This window comes from Campylobacter sp. CFSAN093227, from assembly GCF_012897855.1.
Lineage (GTDB): Bacteria > Campylobacterota > Campylobacteria > Campylobacterales > Campylobacteraceae > Campylobacter_D > Campylobacter_D jejuni.
On record NZ_CP040610.1, the window covers coordinates 1,571,893 to 1,586,617 of the forward strand.

Sequence of the window (14,725 nt, forward strand, 5' to 3'; positions counted from 1 at the left end):
CTTTAAAAATATAATTATAGCAAAGAAATTTTATGGATAATTACGAATTTAGCGAACTTTTAAAAACTTTAAAAAACAAAGTCGGCAACATAGCCTCCATCATCAAGCCTGAAAATATCCAAACAAGGCTTAAAGAAATCGAAGAGCTTGAAAATTCTCCTTCTTTTTGGAGTGATGTTAAACAAGCAGGAATCATAGGTAAAGAAAAAACTAAAATCACCAATCTACTTAAAAACTATGAAAATGCTTTTAATGCGCTAAATGACGCAAACGAACTTTTCGATCTAGCCAATAGCGAAAACGATACAGAAACGCTTGAAGCTTTATTTAATGACGCACCAAAACTTGAAGATACCATCACAAGTCTTGAAATTTCCATGCTTTTAAGTGGGGAAAATGATGGTAAAAATGCCATTGTTTCCATTCATCCAGGTGCGGGCGGAACAGAAAGTAATGACTGGGCAAGCATACTTTATAGAATGTATTTAAGATTTTGTGAAAGAGAAGGTTTTAAAGTCGAAACTCTAGACTTTCAAGAAGGCGAAGAAGCAGGGCTTAAAGATGTGAGCTTTTTAGTTAAAGGCGAAAATGCTTATGGTTATTTAAAGGCTGAAAATGGTATCCATCGTTTGGTAAGAACTTCTCCTTTTGATAGTGCAGGACGCCGCCATACAAGCTTTTCAAGTGTTATGGTAAGCCCTGAACTTGATGATGATATAGAAATTGAAATCGAAGAAAAAGACATAAGAATAGATTATTACAGAGCAAGCGGTGCAGGCGGACAACATGTCAATAAAACAGAATCGGCTGTGAGAATCACGCATTTTCCAACCGGCATAGTCGTACAATGCCAAAATGACAGAAGTCAGCACAAAAACAAAGCCACCGCTTTTAAAATGCTAAAATCTCGCCTTTATGAACTTGAACTCATGAAACAACAAGATAGTGCTAATGCTGGAGAAAAAAGCGAGATAGGCTGGGGGCATCAAATCCGATCTTATGTGCTTTTCCCTTATCAGCAAGTCAAAGACAATCGCAGTGGAGAAGCTTTTTCTCAAGTGGATAATATCCTTGATGGGGATATTAAGAAAATGATAGAAGGCGTTTTAATTGCCTTAAAAGCGGAGTAACAGGCTTAAAAATAAGTAATTTCTGCAAAATGTCGGTATAAAAAAATTAGAAAGATAGCGGGATTTTCCCGCTTGTTTTATTATCTTGCATAAAACCTAAGAGCATCATTCACAGAATAATAAACTCTTTTCTTAAAATCTTTATCGCAATAAACACTCACAACTTTATAGTCTTTTTATCGTTTGGATTTAATAAGAAAACATAGTTTGAGTATGGAGTTTTATCTATTTCTAAATCACGCTTCATTTCTTTAATTTTGCCTTCTGGATTGTTAATATCACTAATTGTTCTGACTGAAGTATAATCATAAAGTTTATAATTTTGGATATTTTTTCATAATCTCTTGATTACCTAAATCAAACATAGCTTGATCGTTGCCATTGTTTTTTAACTCGACTAAATCGCCATCGCCACAATCTACAATCAAAGTCATAGCTCCTAAAGCCAAAGCACTTGTTAAAATCTTTTTCATTATTTTTGCTCCTAGTTTTAAAATTAAATTAATATAACTATACCTAAATTTAAAATTTAAATATCATTTTTGCAATAAATTCTAAAGTAAAAATCACGTAAAAATTTAACTCATAATTATTTCACTCAAACAAATTTTTATGCAAAATTTCTTCTAAAACCACAGTAGCATAAGAGCCTTTTTGCAAGAAAAACTCTATACAAAAATGAGCTTTTTCTTCATCATAACGCCATTTTAACTCTTCTAAATATCCCCACATAAAGCGTCTTGAACCTTGCATTTTAGCCTTAAACTCCAAAGTATCTTTAAAAATTTCATTTTCTAAATTTAAGGCCAAACCTTCTCCTGTTTCATAAGCCTTAGCACCGATTAAAAGCCCCATGGCGCTTATATCTCTTGCCTTAAAACGCCCAAGCTCAGCACTTAAATCCTCGCATAAAAAACACTTTCCAAAAGGATAATGCCCTAAAACCTCACCTTTTAAAAGCTTAAAAAATTGTTCTTGTTTTTTAAGTTCCTTAGCTTCTTCTTTAGAAATTTTATAAATTTGGATCAATTCTTTTTCGCTAAAATCATTTGCAAAATGTGATAACTCCACTCTTTTACTCAAATAGCGATTAAAAAGCTCACTTTGAAAAGCTGAAATTAAAAACTCTTTCATTTTTACATTTTTCATTTTTTTGCCACGCAAAATTTCAAGCCCTTCTTTATAATTATCCCCAAATTTTCCAAAACGCTGATAACCAAAATAATTCGCAAAACCTTGTTTATCCAAATTCATCAAAGCTTGTTCTAGCTTTAAAGCATCGCTTGGCAAAACTTTTTTTAAGCGTATGAAAAAAGAATTTCCTTTTAAATGCCCTATTCTTAGCTTGTTTTCATGGGTAAAAATTTCTAAAATTTTAAGTTTAGAATGAGAAAAATTTGACAAAAAACTCTCAAATTTTTTAGGCATAGAAAGGTATTGAAAGGTTGATCCTTGCTTGTCTTTAAGCCCTGCATAACCAAAATCTCTTATTTTAACCCCGCTTGCTTCACTTAAAATTTTTAAAGCTTCATTTGTGGTTAAATCTTTTTTATTGATATGCAAAATAAGATGTTCACCCTTGCCGCTAAATTCATACAAAGGCTTTTCACGCACTACAAAATCATCGCTATTTTTACTAAAATACGCATTAATAGGACTATGTTTTAAGCTATACAAAGGCTTAAAAATGGTGTTCTCTTCCGCTAAATTCATATTTTCCTTTCACTGCTTTTCCAAAGATATTTAATTTCACGCCGTGTTTTTTGGCTATTGTTTCTATATTTTGCCGTTCTTTTTCATCAAAAGCAAACAAAATTTCATATTCTTCTCCGCTATAAAGCGTATAATCATCAAGTTTTTTAAACCAAGAAATACCGCATTTATTTAAGGCTAAAAGTCTTGATAAATCTTTGCTTAAACCATCTGAAATATCCATAGCACAAGAAATTAAAGGTGCGACTTCATAAAAAAAACTAGCTCTTAATTTTGGCTTTATAAATACATGGTTTGGTTTTAAAGTGCCCCCATTTTGTAAAATTTCAAGCCCTTTTAAACTTCGCCCTAATTTTCCTGTATAAGCAAGTAAATGTCCTTTTTTTAAACCTTTTCTAAAAACAGCTTTATCGTTAATCTTTGAAATGATAGTAAGACTAATGTCTATTTTATCATTGCTTATAGTATCGCCGCCTATGATTTTTATATTAAATTTCCTAGCTGTTTTTAAAAAACCTTTTTGTAAGGCTTTGATCTCATTTTCGCTTAAATTTTTTGGTAAAGCAAGTCCTAAAAGTGCGTATTTTGGCACAGCATTCATTGAAATAGCATCTGAGATATTGACAAGCATTGCTTTTGTAGCGATTTGCTCTAAACTAAGCCACGCTCTTTTAAAATGCACATTTTCAAAAAACAAATCCTTACTAAAACACCAATCATCAATAACAGCTCCATCATCGCCATTTTTTTCATTTAAAAAAGCTTTGATAATAAAATCTTCTTTGTTCATAATGCGTGATTTTATAAAATTTCCTTTTAAATTCTAGTGAATTTTAGAATAATTTTATATAATATAAAAATATTTAAGGAAAAACCATGAAAAAATTAGAATTAAGAATTTTTAGATTTGATAAAACCAAGGATTATGAGGCTTATTATAAACCTTATATTTATGATAATTATGAAAATTTTGCAAGTTTTTATGATTTGCTTTTGCAAGTTCAAGATGATGATATTTATTTTGATTTTGATAAAGATGAAGATACTTACATAGTTGTAAATAAGCAAATCATACCACTTTTTACACCTTTAGAAAAAATAGCAAAAGAATTTGATTTTAGTCTTTGTATCGAGCCTTTAAGCACAAAAAGAGCCATTAAAGATCTTATCATCGATAAAAATGATTTTTTAGACAAATACAAATATCTTGAAAAATTTGGTGATGAAGAGGATAAAAAACTTTATGCAAAATATGATTATTTATATTATGCAAGTGAAATTTTAGACTATCTTCCTGAATATATGGGCGATGGAGTGTTTTATTTGGCTTCAAAAATGATAGAAAAATATCCTGAAAAAAAGATAGAAATTTTAAAAACTCTAGCAGATAAAGAAAAGGGTATTTTTTATCATCTTGAAAGCAAAAATGAAATTTTAGAAACAACGATCAAAAACCTACAAAATGAAATTTTAAATTTAGGGCTTTTTGATAAAAATATTTTACACTTTGATTTACCTAAAACCAATGCTTTTGATAATGAGATCAAAGAACTTAAAGAAATTAAACATAATTTTAAAGATTTCAATATAGCTTTTTATGGTTTTAATGCTTGCGATACTTTAAAATCGAAACTTAAGGCTAAATTTATTTCCTATGAAAACAGTATAAAAAATAATGGCTTTAGCTTGCTTAATCTAAATCCTACGCTAAGCTATAAAATAGCCGCAGATATTGTTTTGGACGCTTATGATAGCGGGGCTGATTTTATGGTAGTAAAAGAAGAAAAAGATTTTTATCTTTTTGATACTTGTGCTAAAAAACTTATGCAAACAAGTGGAAGGGAATTTGAAGACTTTTATATTTTGAGCCGTTTTGAGTTTTTAGCCCTTATCGAAGGCATACAAGCTCCATCATTAAAAAATCACACTTTAAAGGTTAGTTTGATATGAAAATCTCTTTAGAATGCAAAGATCTCATCATAGAAAAAACTTTAGAACTTTTTTTAAAAGATCATTTGGTAATGAAAAAAAATTGTGATTTCATCATTAGCGATGAAAAAATTCATACCGCAAAACCCTTATTTATCATCTCTAAAAACTCTCCATTTTTAAGCATACCATTTAGCAAAGAAGCCTTGTTTGAGTCTTTAAATGAATTTGATAATGCCTTAAAAGCAGCAGCTTTGCAACTTGCACTTGAACAAAAAAGACTGCTTGAAGAAAAAATTGACGCTATTGCTTTGGAATTTAAAAAAGATTATGAAAATAAAATCGATCTTGCCATAAAAGATCTTAAAAACAAACTCGTAAAAGCACTTAATGATGAATGATGAATTTATAAGCGTTAAAGACTTTTTTAATCACAATGAAAAAAGAAAAAAATTTCTTCAAAAACAAGAAATTAAACCTCCTAAAGAAAAAACAAAAAAAACTAAAGAAACAAAGCTTTATACAAATATAGAAAGTGGTAAATACAAAGGGAAAAAACTACTTTTACCTAGTCTTACAACAACAAGAAGTACTAAAAGCATAGTCAAAAGTTGTGTTTTTAATGTAATAAGAGAAGATTTAAGAAGTAAAATTTTCATTGAAGCCTTTGGAGGAAGTGCTTTAATGGCGGCTGAAGCACTAAGTAATCATGCTTTAAAAGCTTATGCTATAGAACTTGATGCAAAAGCTTATAAAATTGCTTTAGAAAATGCTAAAAATATAGATCCAAATTTAGAAGTGATCCATGCAAATACTTTTGAAATTTTACCTAAACTCATAGAAAATTCAAAAAATGAAATCATCTTATATCTTGACCCACCTTTTGATACCAGAGAAGGTTTTAGCGATATTTATGAAAAAATTTATCATTTTTTAGAAAATTTAGATTTAAAGACTTTAAATTTAATCATTTTTGAACACCACTCAACCATAAAAACTCCCGAAAAAATCCAAAATTTTCAAAAAGTCAAAGAAAAGAAATTTGGATCAACTAGCTTAAGCTTTTACGCTTCTTAACTTACTTGGAACACTTCTTGCTTGATCTATCATCAACAATAGATTAAAGGAAGAATCCATGAGAGTTTTAACGATATTTTTACTCTTTATGACAAGCATTTTTGCAGTGCAAATCAAGGATGTAGCAAACACTGTAGGTGTAAGAGATAACCAACTTATAGGTTATGGACTTGTTGTAGGGCTTAATGGAAGTGGCGATGGAACAAGCTCTAAATTTACACTACAATCCATCTCAAACCTTTTGCAAGGTATGAATATCAAAGTAGATCCTAATGATATCAAATCAAAAAATACCGCAGCTGTTATGGTTACAGCCAAACTTCCAGCCTTTGCAAAAAGCGGAGATAAACTTGATATTACCGTTTCATCTATGGGTGATGCAAAATCTTTACAAGGCGGAACACTTTTACTGACTGCACTTCGTGGGATTGATGGTGAAATTTATGCTATAGCACAAGGCTCTATCTCAACAGGAGGTTTAACACCTAGACCAGGAGGAGCAGGTTCTCACTCAACTGCTGCAACCGTAATGGGCGGAGCTAATGTAGAAAGAGAAATTCCACAAAATTTTAGCCAAAACAATGATCTAACCTTAAGCTTAAAAGTAGCAGATTTTAAAACCGCAAATGATATAGAAAGAGTTTTAAATACCGTTTTTGGCGAAGAAGTGGCTAAAGCCATCGACTCTCGCACAGTAAAACTCAAAAAACCTGAAGATCTTTCAAATGTTGATTTTATGGCAAGAGTTTTAGAACAAGATATAGCTTATAAACCACAAAGCAAAGTTATCATCGATGAAAGAACAGGAACAGTGATTGCTGGAGTTGATGTAGAGGTAGAACCTGTTTTAATCACTCATAAAGATATCACTATAAAAATAGATCCAAACAATAACGCAGTAGCTAATCAAAATGAAATCGATATGAAAGATGGTGGTTTTGTAGATCCAAGTTCAAATACCTTAAGAATCAACAATGCAAAAAGCACAGTTGCAAATATAGCTAGAATGCTTAACAAACTTGGAGCAACCCCAAATGACATTATCGCTATTATGGAAAATTTAAAGCGCGCAGGTGCAATTAACGCGGATTTGGAGATCATCTAATGAAAGTGGATAATTTTTTAAATACTTATAGTATGAATAGCGCTTTACTTGATCGTGCAGCCAAAGCAAGAAGTTTAGAATCAAGCATCAAAATAAATGACAATGATATAGTTACAAAGAGCAAAGAAGATGAAGCCTTAAAAGAACAAACGGATGCTTTTGAGGCATTTTTTTTAAAGCAAGTTTTAGATGTATCTTTAAAAAGTCAAAATTCACTCTTTGGAAAAGATGCCAGCGATGAAATATACTCTTCCATGTATAATGATACCATGAGTAAAGCTTTAAGTGGAGGTATGGGTTTTTCAAAATTATTATACGATTTTTTAAAAGAAAGGGGTTAAGTTTTTTAAATTTGGGTCGATATGGTTTGTAGAGGATTATAACTAAGATCAAGGAGGCAGAAATGATCAATCCTATACAACAAAGTTATGTGGCAAATACCACATTAAATACAAATAGAATAGATAAAGAAACTAAAACAAACGATACTCAAAAAACGGAAAATGATAAAGCGAGTAAAATCGCAGAGCAGATTAAAAACGGTACTTATAAAATCGATACAAAAGCTACGGCTGCTGCGATTGCTGACTCTTTAATCTAAAACTTTCATTCTCCTTTTTTTTGAGAGAGAAAAGGAGAAAATATGCTTAAACAAAGACTTGATGAAGTAAATGCTATCTTAGCAAAACTTATTGCTTTAACCGAAGAAGATATAGAAAATATCAAAGTGGCTAAACATGAGAGTGTAACGCCAAGTGTAGAAGAAAAAAACAAACTTATCGCGGAATTTATTACAGCTAAAAAACAACTTGATGTTGCCTTGGTTGAGCTAAATAATAGCTCTACAAAAGGGCTTAGTGAACTCTTAGATGATGAAGATAAACAAAAACTAGATCTACTTAAAAAAAATCTTCAAAACCTTCATAGTAAAAACAAAGAGTATGCTAAATTTGTTCTTATTGTCAAAGATTTTCTTGATGGCTTAGTAAATAAAATGTTTGATATCAATGATGGAACAAATAATGCTTATGGAGATAAAAAGACAAATCCAGAGTCAATTTTCAAGATCAATGTATAAGGATTTATAATGGGTATTTTTGGAACATTATACACAGGTGTTACAGGCTTAAAGGCAAGCGAAGTTCAAATCGCAACAACTGGAAATAATATCTCAAATGCTAATGCAACTTTTTATACACGCCAAAGAGTGGTGCAAACTACAAATGGATATATTACAACAGGTGGAGTTCAAGTAGGCACAGGAACTGCTGTAGAAAGTATAGTGCGTTTGCATGATGAGTATTCTTACTATAAATTAAAAGGTGCATCTACTCAACTAGAATATACTAAATATATGGCTTCCACTTTACAAGAAATTGCGCAGCGTTTTCCCGACTTACAAAATACTGGAATTTTGCAAGATTTAGAAAATTATAACAAAGCTTGGAATGATTTTGCATCTAACCCCAACGAAAATGCCACAAAAATAGCCCTTGTAAAAGCTTCTCAGACCTTAACAGAAAGCGTTAATAACACTTTTGCAACCTTAGATAAAATCCAAAAAAAAGTAAATGATGATATTAAAAATACAGTTGATGAGATTAATAGAATTGGCGAAGAAATTGCTACTATAAATAAACAAATTTATGGACAAGAAGCCTTACCAACAGAACACGCAAATGAACTTAGGGATAGAAGAGATGAACTTGAGCTTACTCTTTCAAAGCTAGTTAGTGCAGTTGCAAGCAAAAATGAAATCAATCAAGACAATCGCCTTGATACAACCATCACTGATCCAGGACATCAATACAATCTAAGTATAGAAGGTTTTAGTATAGTAGATGGAATAAATTTTCATCCTTTAAAGCTTGATTATGATGATAAAAATAAATCTTATAGCATTTATTATGAAACTCCTGATGAAAAAGTTCGCGATCTTACTGCAAAAATTAGCGGTGGACAGCTTGGTGCTCAACTTGACTTACGCGGTAGAAACTATAGCAAAAGCGAAGGAAAATATGAAGATGGAATTATCCAAGGTTATATGGATTCTTTAGATACTTTTGCTAAGACCATGATCAATGAAACTAACAATCTTTATGCAAGTTCTGCGAAAAGTTCTGTTACTTCTGATTATCTATCTGGGCTTAAGGGAGATATTCCTTTAGTTAATTACGATAGAACCATACAACCAGGAAGTTTTGATATAGTCATTTATGATGATAAAGGCGATAAAAAACTCACCAAAACCATCACCATAGATGTAAATACAACCATGAATGATATCATGCGTCAAATCAATGCTAATACAGATGATAATAACAATAAAAATTCAAACGATGATGTTGATGATCATATCAATGCAAGTTTTAGCTACGATGCAAAAACTGGAGATGGTTTATTTCAAATCAATGCAAAATCAGGTTTTAAGGTAGCCATTGAAGATAAGGGCACAAATTTCGCAGGTGCGTTTAGTATAGGTGGTTTTTTCAGCGGAACTGATGCAAGTAATATGAAAGTAAAAGATTCCATCTTAAATGATCCAAGCACAGTAAGAGCAAGTTTAAGTGGGGTTGATAGTGGCAATGACATGGCAAATAAAATCATCCAACTTCAATATGAAAAAGTTAATTTTTATAATGAAGATGGCACTATCGATAATCTTACCATGGAAGAATATTACCGCAAACTTACAGGTAAAATAGCCTCAGATGGTGAAAATAACAATGTCGTCAATTCAAGCAATGAAACTCTTTATAATTCTGTTTATAGCGAGTACCAATCTAAAAGTGGCGTAAATACAAATGAAGAATTAGCCGCCCTTATACAATATCAATCAAGTTACGGTGCAGCAGCAAAAATCGTCTCAACCGTAGATCAAATGCTTGATACCTTACTAGGGCTTAAATCTTAAGCTCTAGTAATATCAAATGAAAAATTTTATCCATCTTAAAGCTAAGCTCGATTTTTTAGCCAATCAAAAAAATACCAATCATTCCCTTTTTGAAACTCCAGATCCTTTGCAAATTGCTAAAATTCACAATGATGAATTTATTGCCTTAATTTGTGCTTTATTTGCCTATGGAAATGCTAAAAATATAGTAAATTTTCTAAAGAAACTTGATTTTTCTTTATTAAACCTTCAAGAAAAACAAATAAAAAAAGAACTTAAAAATTTAAAATACCGCTTCCAAAATGAAAAAGATATACAAGAAATTTTTATCACTCTTTCAAGGCTGAAAAATGAAATTTCACTCTACGAACTTTTTTATCAAGCCTATCAAGAAAGAGAAAATACCACAGATGCCATCTTAGCTTTTATGCAAAAAATCAAAACCTTAAATTCATATTCAAGTTATGGATATAATTTTTTCTTTGGAAAAATTTGGCAAAACACCCCTACTTCACCTCTTAAACGCTATAATATGTATCTAAGATGGATGGTTAGAAAAGATGAACTTGATCTTGGACTTTTTACCAAAATTCACACCAAAGATCTTTTAATTCCACTTGATACACATGCACATAAAATTTCCTTGACTTTAGGACTTCTAAAGCGTAAAATATATGATTATAAAAGTGTTTTAGAACTCACACAAAATTTAAAAAAATTAGATGCAAATGATCCCATAAAATATGACTTTGCACTCTATCGTTTAGGGCAAAGTAAGGAAATTGACAAATTTAAGGAGTGAAGAATGGGTTTTGAACACTTAAATACGATTTATTATTTCATACTTTTTTTTGTAGCTCTTTTTGCTGGTTTTATAGATTCTATTGTAGGTGGAGGAGGGCTTATTACTCTACCAGCACTCATAGCCTGTGGAATTCCTGCGCATTTATCCTTAGCAACAAACAAACTCCAAAGCGTCTTTGGTTCTTTTACGGCTACTTTAACTTATTTTAAATCCACCACTCTACCTCATCTTGCTTGGGGTGTTTTTTTCACAGCCTTAGGAGCAGCTATAGGAAGTTATAGTGTTCTTTTTGTAAAAGATGAGCAATTAAAGCTTATTATCTTAATCTTTTTAACTCTTACCTTCTTATATACAGCCTTACGTCCCAACTTAGGCAAACACAAAAGCGAACCTAAAATAAAAAATATCAAAATTTTTCATTTAATTTGTGGCTTAACTTTAGGATTTTATGATGGATTTTTAGGGCCTGGAACGGGTTCATTTTGGATTTTTGCTTGTGTGATGCTACTAGGTTTTAATATGAGAAAAGCGAGCATTAATACTAAAATTTTAAATTTCACAAGCAACATCATTGCTCTTGCTATATTTTTATGGCAATACGAACTTTTATGGGCTGTAGGTTTGCTTATGGGTGTAGGACAAGTTTTAGGAGCTTATTTAGGCTCAAAACTTGTATTAAAAACTAATGGAAAGTTTATAAAAACTTTATTTTTAATCGTTGTAGGAGCTACTATTATTAAAGTAGCTTGGGATTATTTTAGTCAAAATTGACCCCTGAGCTAAGCTCCCACATAGGTAAAAATATACCTAAAGCCAAAAACAAAACTAAAAGCGCTACAAATAAAGTCATCATAGGCTCTAAAAAAATCAAAAATCTATCCATCAAATTTTCGCTTTTTTGTTGATAATATTTGGCAATTTCTTCACTTAATACTTCAAGTCTTCCACTTTTCATCGCAACACTAAGCATAGAAAACACCAAAGAATCAAAAATATCAATCTTTTTAAAAGCCTGACTTAACTCAAGACCAGAATCTATAAAACTAAAAAGTTTTTTATACTGAAAAATTAAAAATTTATTTTCAAGCCCTATAATAGCTAAATCAAAAGCTTTAGATATTGAAATTCCATTTTTTAAAAGCAAAGAAAAAACCATAAAAAAATAATAATTTTGATTATAAATAATCAAACGAGAAATCAAAGGTACTTTTAAAAATAAAAAATCGCAAGAAAAAGCAAAAGAATGAAAATTTTTATAAGCTAAAATAAGCATAACAATAAAAATAACAAACAAAAATATGCAAAAAATTCCATAGTCATCTAAAAAATTATAAATTTCTAACATTACATGCGTGATAAAAGGCAAACTCGCGCCTAAATTTTCAAATAAATCTTTAAAATTAGGCACTACAAAAAGCATTAAAAACAAAAATGCTCCGATAATACTTAAAAAAACCAAAGTAGGATATCTAAAAGCCTTTTTTAATTGTTTTTGACTCTCTAAGCTTTTTTCTCGAAGTTTAGAAATTTGACTAAACACTTCACTGATTTTTCCTGTCTTTTCAGCCGTTTTTATCAAAGCTAGCTCCGCACGATTTAATCCAAAATTAGCATTTTCAAAAGCTTGATTTAGATTTTGGGCTAAAATTAAATTGTCTAATATTTTTTTCATAATCTTGCAAGAATGCATAAGATATAATTCTTTAATCGCTTCTTGAACACTTAATCCAACTTCACACAATAAAGCCAGCTCTTTAAAAAAGAGTATGAAATTTTCATCCTTTAATCTCTGAAAATTAGATTTTTGAATTTCTTTTATATCAATGATTTTCCAATTCTTTGATAAGGCTTTTGCTTGTGCTATATTTAAATTTTCAGCTTTTATAGTTTTTGTATAATTTTGATTGTTTTTAAGAAATTCTACTTCATAAAATTTCATCTTACAACCCTTAAAAGCTCATCTATACTTGTAAGACCTTCTTTGGCTTTTTTTAAACCTTGTTCAAACATAGTTTGAAAGCCATGTTTTTTTGCAAGCTCCATTAAAATCGTTTTATTTTGATTTTCCCTAATTGCACAAGCCAAATCTTCATTGATCTCTAAGCATTCAGCGATTAATTCTCTGCCAAAAAATCCACTATGATGGCAACGCTCACATCCTTTTGGTTCAAAAAATTCACCTTCAAATTCAATATAATGTTTTTTGCTTTTTTGTTTGCACCAAGGACAAAGTTTTCTAACCAAACGCTGCGCTATAACAAGACTTAAAGCCGATGTTATCAAGTAACTTTTTGCTTGCATATCCAAAAGCCTATCAATGGTGCTAAGAGCATCATTAGTATGCAAGGTGCTTAAAAGCAAATGACCTGTTAAAGAAGCTTTAAGTGCAATATCTAAACTTTCTTCATCCCGGATTTCTCCTATCATGATAATATCAGGATCTTGCCTTAAAATTGCTCTTAAAACACTATTAAACTCGACTCCAACTTTTGAATTGAGCAAAATTTGCTGCACCAAAGGAATTTTATATTCTATAGGATCTTCTGCGGAGATAATCTTTTTTTCAATACTTTTCAACTCATTTAAACACGCGTGTAAAGTTGTGCTTTTACCGCTACCTGTAGGACCGGTTAATAAAATCATTCCATTGGGACGATGTAAAATCTTTTTTAAAATTTCTAAATTTTTATTTCCAAGATTTAGTTTATACAAATCCAAAATTTCTTTATCATGTTTTAAAATTCTTATAACAACACTTTCACCATAAATCAAAGGCAAACATGAAACACGAAAATCATATCTTTCATTTTCAAAATCTAATTCAAAACTTCCATCTTGCGTTTTTCTTGATTCAGCTAAATTCAAACAAGCTAGAAATTTGACATGAAAAACCAAAGCTTCATAAATATCCTTCTCAAAAATAGCAAATTCACGCAAAATTCCATCAACCCTAAACCTAATCAAAGCGTCATCATTCCTTGCTTCTATATGAATATCACTCGCATGAAAAGATAAAATTTCATGTAATAAAAAATCAAAAATTTGACTGATGCAACTTTGATCATCTCTTTTTTGATTTTCTTGCCATTCAAGTCTAAGCTTAATGCTTAATCTTTTAATCTCCTCTTGAATGCGAATTTGATTTAAAATTTTAGCTATCTTTAATTCATCGGCAATTGCAGTGTCGATTTTCTCACAAATCATAAAAGTCTTAACTTGCTCTAAAAGCTCTAAAGAACAAGGTTTGGATCTAATAATCATAAAGCCGTCATTGTTTTTAATAAGTAGAAATTTAAATTTTAAAAGTAAAGAAAAAGGTATACCTTCATAAATAAAATCATTATCTTCATCTAAATCAACAAAATTTAAATTACAAAAATTTGCTAATTTTTTAAAAAAATCCCAAGAAGTGATATTAAATTTAGTGCAAATTTCATCAAGACTTATTTCATTATCAATATAAGCTTGAAAAATTTTATCCATTCTACTTTCCATCTAATTCCATTAAACCATAATAATTTATATAAGCATCTAAAGCACTTTGAGCTTCTTTTTCTTCACCTAAAGCTCTTTTAGCCTGAGCAAAAATCAGCCAAGAATCTTGTTTTTGCTTGTCAAGTTCATTGGCTTTTAAAGCCCAAAATATTGTCTTTTGATAAGCTTTAATATCAAAATACTTCTTAGCTAAATTTAAAGCCTTTTCATAGCTTGGATTTTGATAAAAAGATTTTTTTAAATCAGAAATATTTAAAATTTTAGAATCAATTTCTATCTTGCTAATATGTGTATTTTCCTGCACCGCTTTAACTTCTTCTAGTTCTTTATATAACTTTTCCCTAGAAATCTTATTTTTTTCTTGTAAAATTTGCGCTTGAAGAATCTTTTGCTCCAAATGCTTTTTATGTTCAATAGCTTGCAAATAAATATTTTTTTGCTTATTATATTTTTGCATTAGCACAAAAAAACAAAATGCTATTACTGATATTAGAATAATTAATAATAAATATTTTAAATATTTTTTAAGTAAAAAGTATTTATACCTAAGCTCAAGCTCTTTAATTCTTTCTTGCATA

General features: G+C 30.3%; 16 protein-coding genes and 1 pseudogene. 11 read left to right on the top strand and 6 right to left on the bottom strand.

Annotated features, from left to right (window positions below):
* Positions 1-32: 32 nt before the first annotated feature.
* The gene (gene prfB, locus FBF06_RS08130; RefSeq protein WP_002883032.1) at positions 33-1,130 is read left to right on the top strand and encodes a peptide chain release factor 2; all 1,098 of its coding nucleotides are present in this window, start codon (positions 33-35) and stop codon (positions 1,128-1,130) included.
* A 157-nt stretch (positions 1,131-1,287) separates the two neighbouring features.
* Here the strand turns inward: prfB and FBF06_RS09905 are convergent.
* The 3 genes and pseudogenes from FBF06_RS09905 to FBF06_RS08145 all read right to left on the bottom strand — a co-directional run bounded on the left by FBF06_RS09905 (position 1,288) and on the right by FBF06_RS08145 (position 3,633).
* A pseudogene (locus FBF06_RS09905) lies at positions 1,288-1,603 on the bottom strand (hypothetical protein).
* A gap of 121 nt (positions 1,604-1,724) precedes the next feature.
* Entirely contained in the window at positions 1,725-2,843 is a 1,119-nt protein-coding gene (gene truD, locus FBF06_RS08140) for a tRNA pseudouridine(13) synthase TruD (protein WP_002869777.1), read from the bottom strand.
* Complete coding sequence (locus tag FBF06_RS08145) at positions 2,812-3,633, bottom strand: thiamine-phosphate kinase (RefSeq protein ID WP_002887751.1); 822 nt, start codon at positions 3,631-3,633, stop codon at positions 2,812-2,814. The genes truD and FBF06_RS08145 overlap by 32 nt, the downstream gene beginning before the upstream one ends.
* A gap of 86 nt (positions 3,634-3,719) precedes the next feature.
* Here FBF06_RS08145 and FBF06_RS08150 point away from each other — a divergent pair, with 86 nt between their 5' ends.
* The 10 genes from FBF06_RS08150 (at position 3,720) to FBF06_RS08195 (ending at position 11,423) form a co-directional block, all read left to right on the top strand.
* The gene (locus tag FBF06_RS08150) at positions 3,720-4,793 is read left to right on the top strand and encodes a DUF5644 domain-containing protein (protein ID WP_002872345.1); all 1,074 of its coding nucleotides are present in this window, start codon (positions 3,720-3,722) and stop codon (positions 4,791-4,793) included.
* On the top strand, positions 4,790-5,173 hold the full coding sequence (locus FBF06_RS08155) for a hypothetical protein (RefSeq protein ID WP_002826012.1): 384 nt from the start codon (positions 4,790-4,792) through the stop codon (positions 5,171-5,173). Before FBF06_RS08150 ends, FBF06_RS08155 begins: the two co-directional genes overlap by 4 nt.
* Entirely contained in the window at positions 5,166-5,849 is a 684-nt protein-coding gene (gene rsmD, locus FBF06_RS08160) for a 16S rRNA (guanine(966)-N(2))-methyltransferase RsmD (RefSeq protein ID WP_002869781.1), read from the top strand. Before FBF06_RS08155 ends, rsmD begins: the two co-directional genes overlap by 8 nt.
* A 58-nt stretch (positions 5,850-5,907) precedes the next feature.
* A complete protein-coding gene (locus FBF06_RS08165) occupies positions 5,908-6,954 on the top strand; it encodes a flagellar basal body P-ring protein FlgI (protein WP_002826014.1) in 1,047 nt (348 codons plus the stop codon).
* Entirely contained in the window at positions 6,954-7,295 is a 342-nt protein-coding gene (locus FBF06_RS08170) for a hypothetical protein (RefSeq protein ID WP_002784057.1), read from the top strand. Before FBF06_RS08165 ends, FBF06_RS08170 begins: the two co-directional genes overlap by 1 nt.
* A 62-nt stretch (positions 7,296-7,357) precedes the next feature.
* Positions 7,358-7,555 (top strand): flagellar biosynthesis anti-sigma factor FlgM, encoded by a 198-nt coding sequence (flgM, locus tag FBF06_RS08175; RefSeq protein WP_002792053.1) that lies wholly within the window; start codon positions 7,358-7,360, stop codon positions 7,553-7,555.
* 42 nt (positions 7,556-7,597) lie between these two features.
* Entirely contained in the window at positions 7,598-8,032 is a 435-nt protein-coding gene (locus FBF06_RS08180; protein ID WP_002779263.1) for a flagellar protein FlgN, read from the top strand.
* 9 nt (positions 8,033-8,041) lie between these two features.
* The gene (gene flgK, locus FBF06_RS08185; RefSeq protein WP_002860346.1) at positions 8,042-9,868 is read left to right on the top strand and encodes a flagellar hook-associated protein FlgK; all 1,827 of its coding nucleotides are present in this window, start codon (positions 8,042-8,044) and stop codon (positions 9,866-9,868) included.
* 16 nt (positions 9,869-9,884) lie between these two features.
* Positions 9,885-10,649 (top strand): TIGR02757 family protein, encoded by a 765-nt coding sequence (locus FBF06_RS08190; RefSeq protein ID WP_002918633.1) that lies wholly within the window; start codon positions 9,885-9,887, stop codon positions 10,647-10,649.
* Positions 10,650-10,652: 3 nt separating this feature from the next.
* Positions 10,653-11,423, top strand: a complete 771-nt coding sequence (locus FBF06_RS08195) for a TSUP family transporter (RefSeq protein WP_004314270.1) — start codon at positions 10,653-10,655, stop codon at positions 11,421-11,423.
* On the opposite strand, the gene FBF06_RS08200 is transcribed toward FBF06_RS08195, so the two are convergent.
* From FBF06_RS08200 to FBF06_RS08210, 3 genes are read right to left on the bottom strand one after another with little or no spacing between them, the layout of a single operon-like run.
* The gene (locus tag FBF06_RS08200; RefSeq protein ID WP_057041182.1) at positions 11,410-12,591 is read right to left on the bottom strand and encodes a type II secretion system F family protein; all 1,182 of its coding nucleotides are present in this window, start codon (positions 12,589-12,591) and stop codon (positions 11,410-11,412) included. The two genes, FBF06_RS08195 and FBF06_RS08200, sit on opposite strands and share 14 nt — an antisense overlap.
* A complete protein-coding gene (locus FBF06_RS08205; RefSeq protein WP_032601517.1) occupies positions 12,588-14,147 on the bottom strand; it encodes a GspE/PulE family protein in 1,560 nt (519 codons plus the stop codon). Before FBF06_RS08205 ends, FBF06_RS08200 begins: the two co-directional genes overlap by 4 nt.
* The gene (locus FBF06_RS08210; RefSeq protein ID WP_002851370.1) at positions 14,137-14,724 is read right to left on the bottom strand and encodes a membrane protein; all 588 of its coding nucleotides are present in this window, start codon (positions 14,722-14,724) and stop codon (positions 14,137-14,139) included. Before FBF06_RS08210 ends, FBF06_RS08205 begins: the two co-directional genes overlap by 11 nt.
* Position 14,725 lies beyond the last annotated feature (1 nt).

Excerpts from the sequence above, each read along its gene's own strand:
- prfB (WP_002883032.1), top strand. The coding sequence starts at position 33 with ATGGATAATTACGAATTTAGCGAACTTTTAAAAACTTTAAAAAACAAA.
- truD (WP_002869777.1), bottom strand. The coding sequence starts at position 2,843 with ATGAATTTAGCGGAAGAGAACACCATTTTTAAGCCTTTGTATAGCTTA.
- FBF06_RS08145 (WP_002887751.1), bottom strand. The coding sequence starts at position 3,633 with ATGAACAAAGAAGATTTTATTATCAAAGCTTTTTTAAATGAAAAAAAT.
- FBF06_RS08150 (WP_002872345.1), top strand. The coding sequence starts at position 3,720 with ATGAAAAAATTAGAATTAAGAATTTTTAGATTTGATAAAACCAAGGAT.
- FBF06_RS08155 (WP_002826012.1), top strand. The coding sequence starts at position 4,790 with ATGAAAATCTCTTTAGAATGCAAAGATCTCATCATAGAAAAAACTTTA.
- rsmD (WP_002869781.1), top strand. The coding sequence starts at position 5,166 with ATGAATGATGAATTTATAAGCGTTAAAGACTTTTTTAATCACAATGAA.
- FBF06_RS08165 (WP_002826014.1), top strand. The coding sequence starts at position 5,908 with ATGAGAGTTTTAACGATATTTTTACTCTTTATGACAAGCATTTTTGCA.
- FBF06_RS08170 (WP_002784057.1), top strand. The coding sequence starts at position 6,954 with ATGAAAGTGGATAATTTTTTAAATACTTATAGTATGAATAGCGCTTTA.
- flgM (WP_002792053.1), top strand. The coding sequence starts at position 7,358 with ATGATCAATCCTATACAACAAAGTTATGTGGCAAATACCACATTAAAT.
- FBF06_RS08180 (WP_002779263.1), top strand. The coding sequence starts at position 7,598 with ATGCTTAAACAAAGACTTGATGAAGTAAATGCTATCTTAGCAAAACTT.
- flgK (WP_002860346.1), top strand. The coding sequence starts at position 8,042 with ATGGGTATTTTTGGAACATTATACACAGGTGTTACAGGCTTAAAGGCA.
- FBF06_RS08190 (WP_002918633.1), top strand. The coding sequence starts at position 9,885 with ATGAAAAATTTTATCCATCTTAAAGCTAAGCTCGATTTTTTAGCCAAT.
- FBF06_RS08195 (WP_004314270.1), top strand. The coding sequence starts at position 10,653 with ATGGGTTTTGAACACTTAAATACGATTTATTATTTCATACTTTTTTTT.
- FBF06_RS08200 (WP_057041182.1), bottom strand. The coding sequence starts at position 12,591 with ATGAAATTTTATGAAGTAGAATTTCTTAAAAACAATCAAAATTATACA.
- FBF06_RS08205 (WP_032601517.1), bottom strand. The coding sequence starts at position 14,147 with ATGGAAAGTAGAATGGATAAAATTTTTCAAGCTTATATTGATAATGAA.
- FBF06_RS08210 (WP_002851370.1), bottom strand. The coding sequence starts at position 14,724 with ATGCAAGAAAGAATTAAAGAGCTTGAGCTTAGGTATAAATACTTTTTA.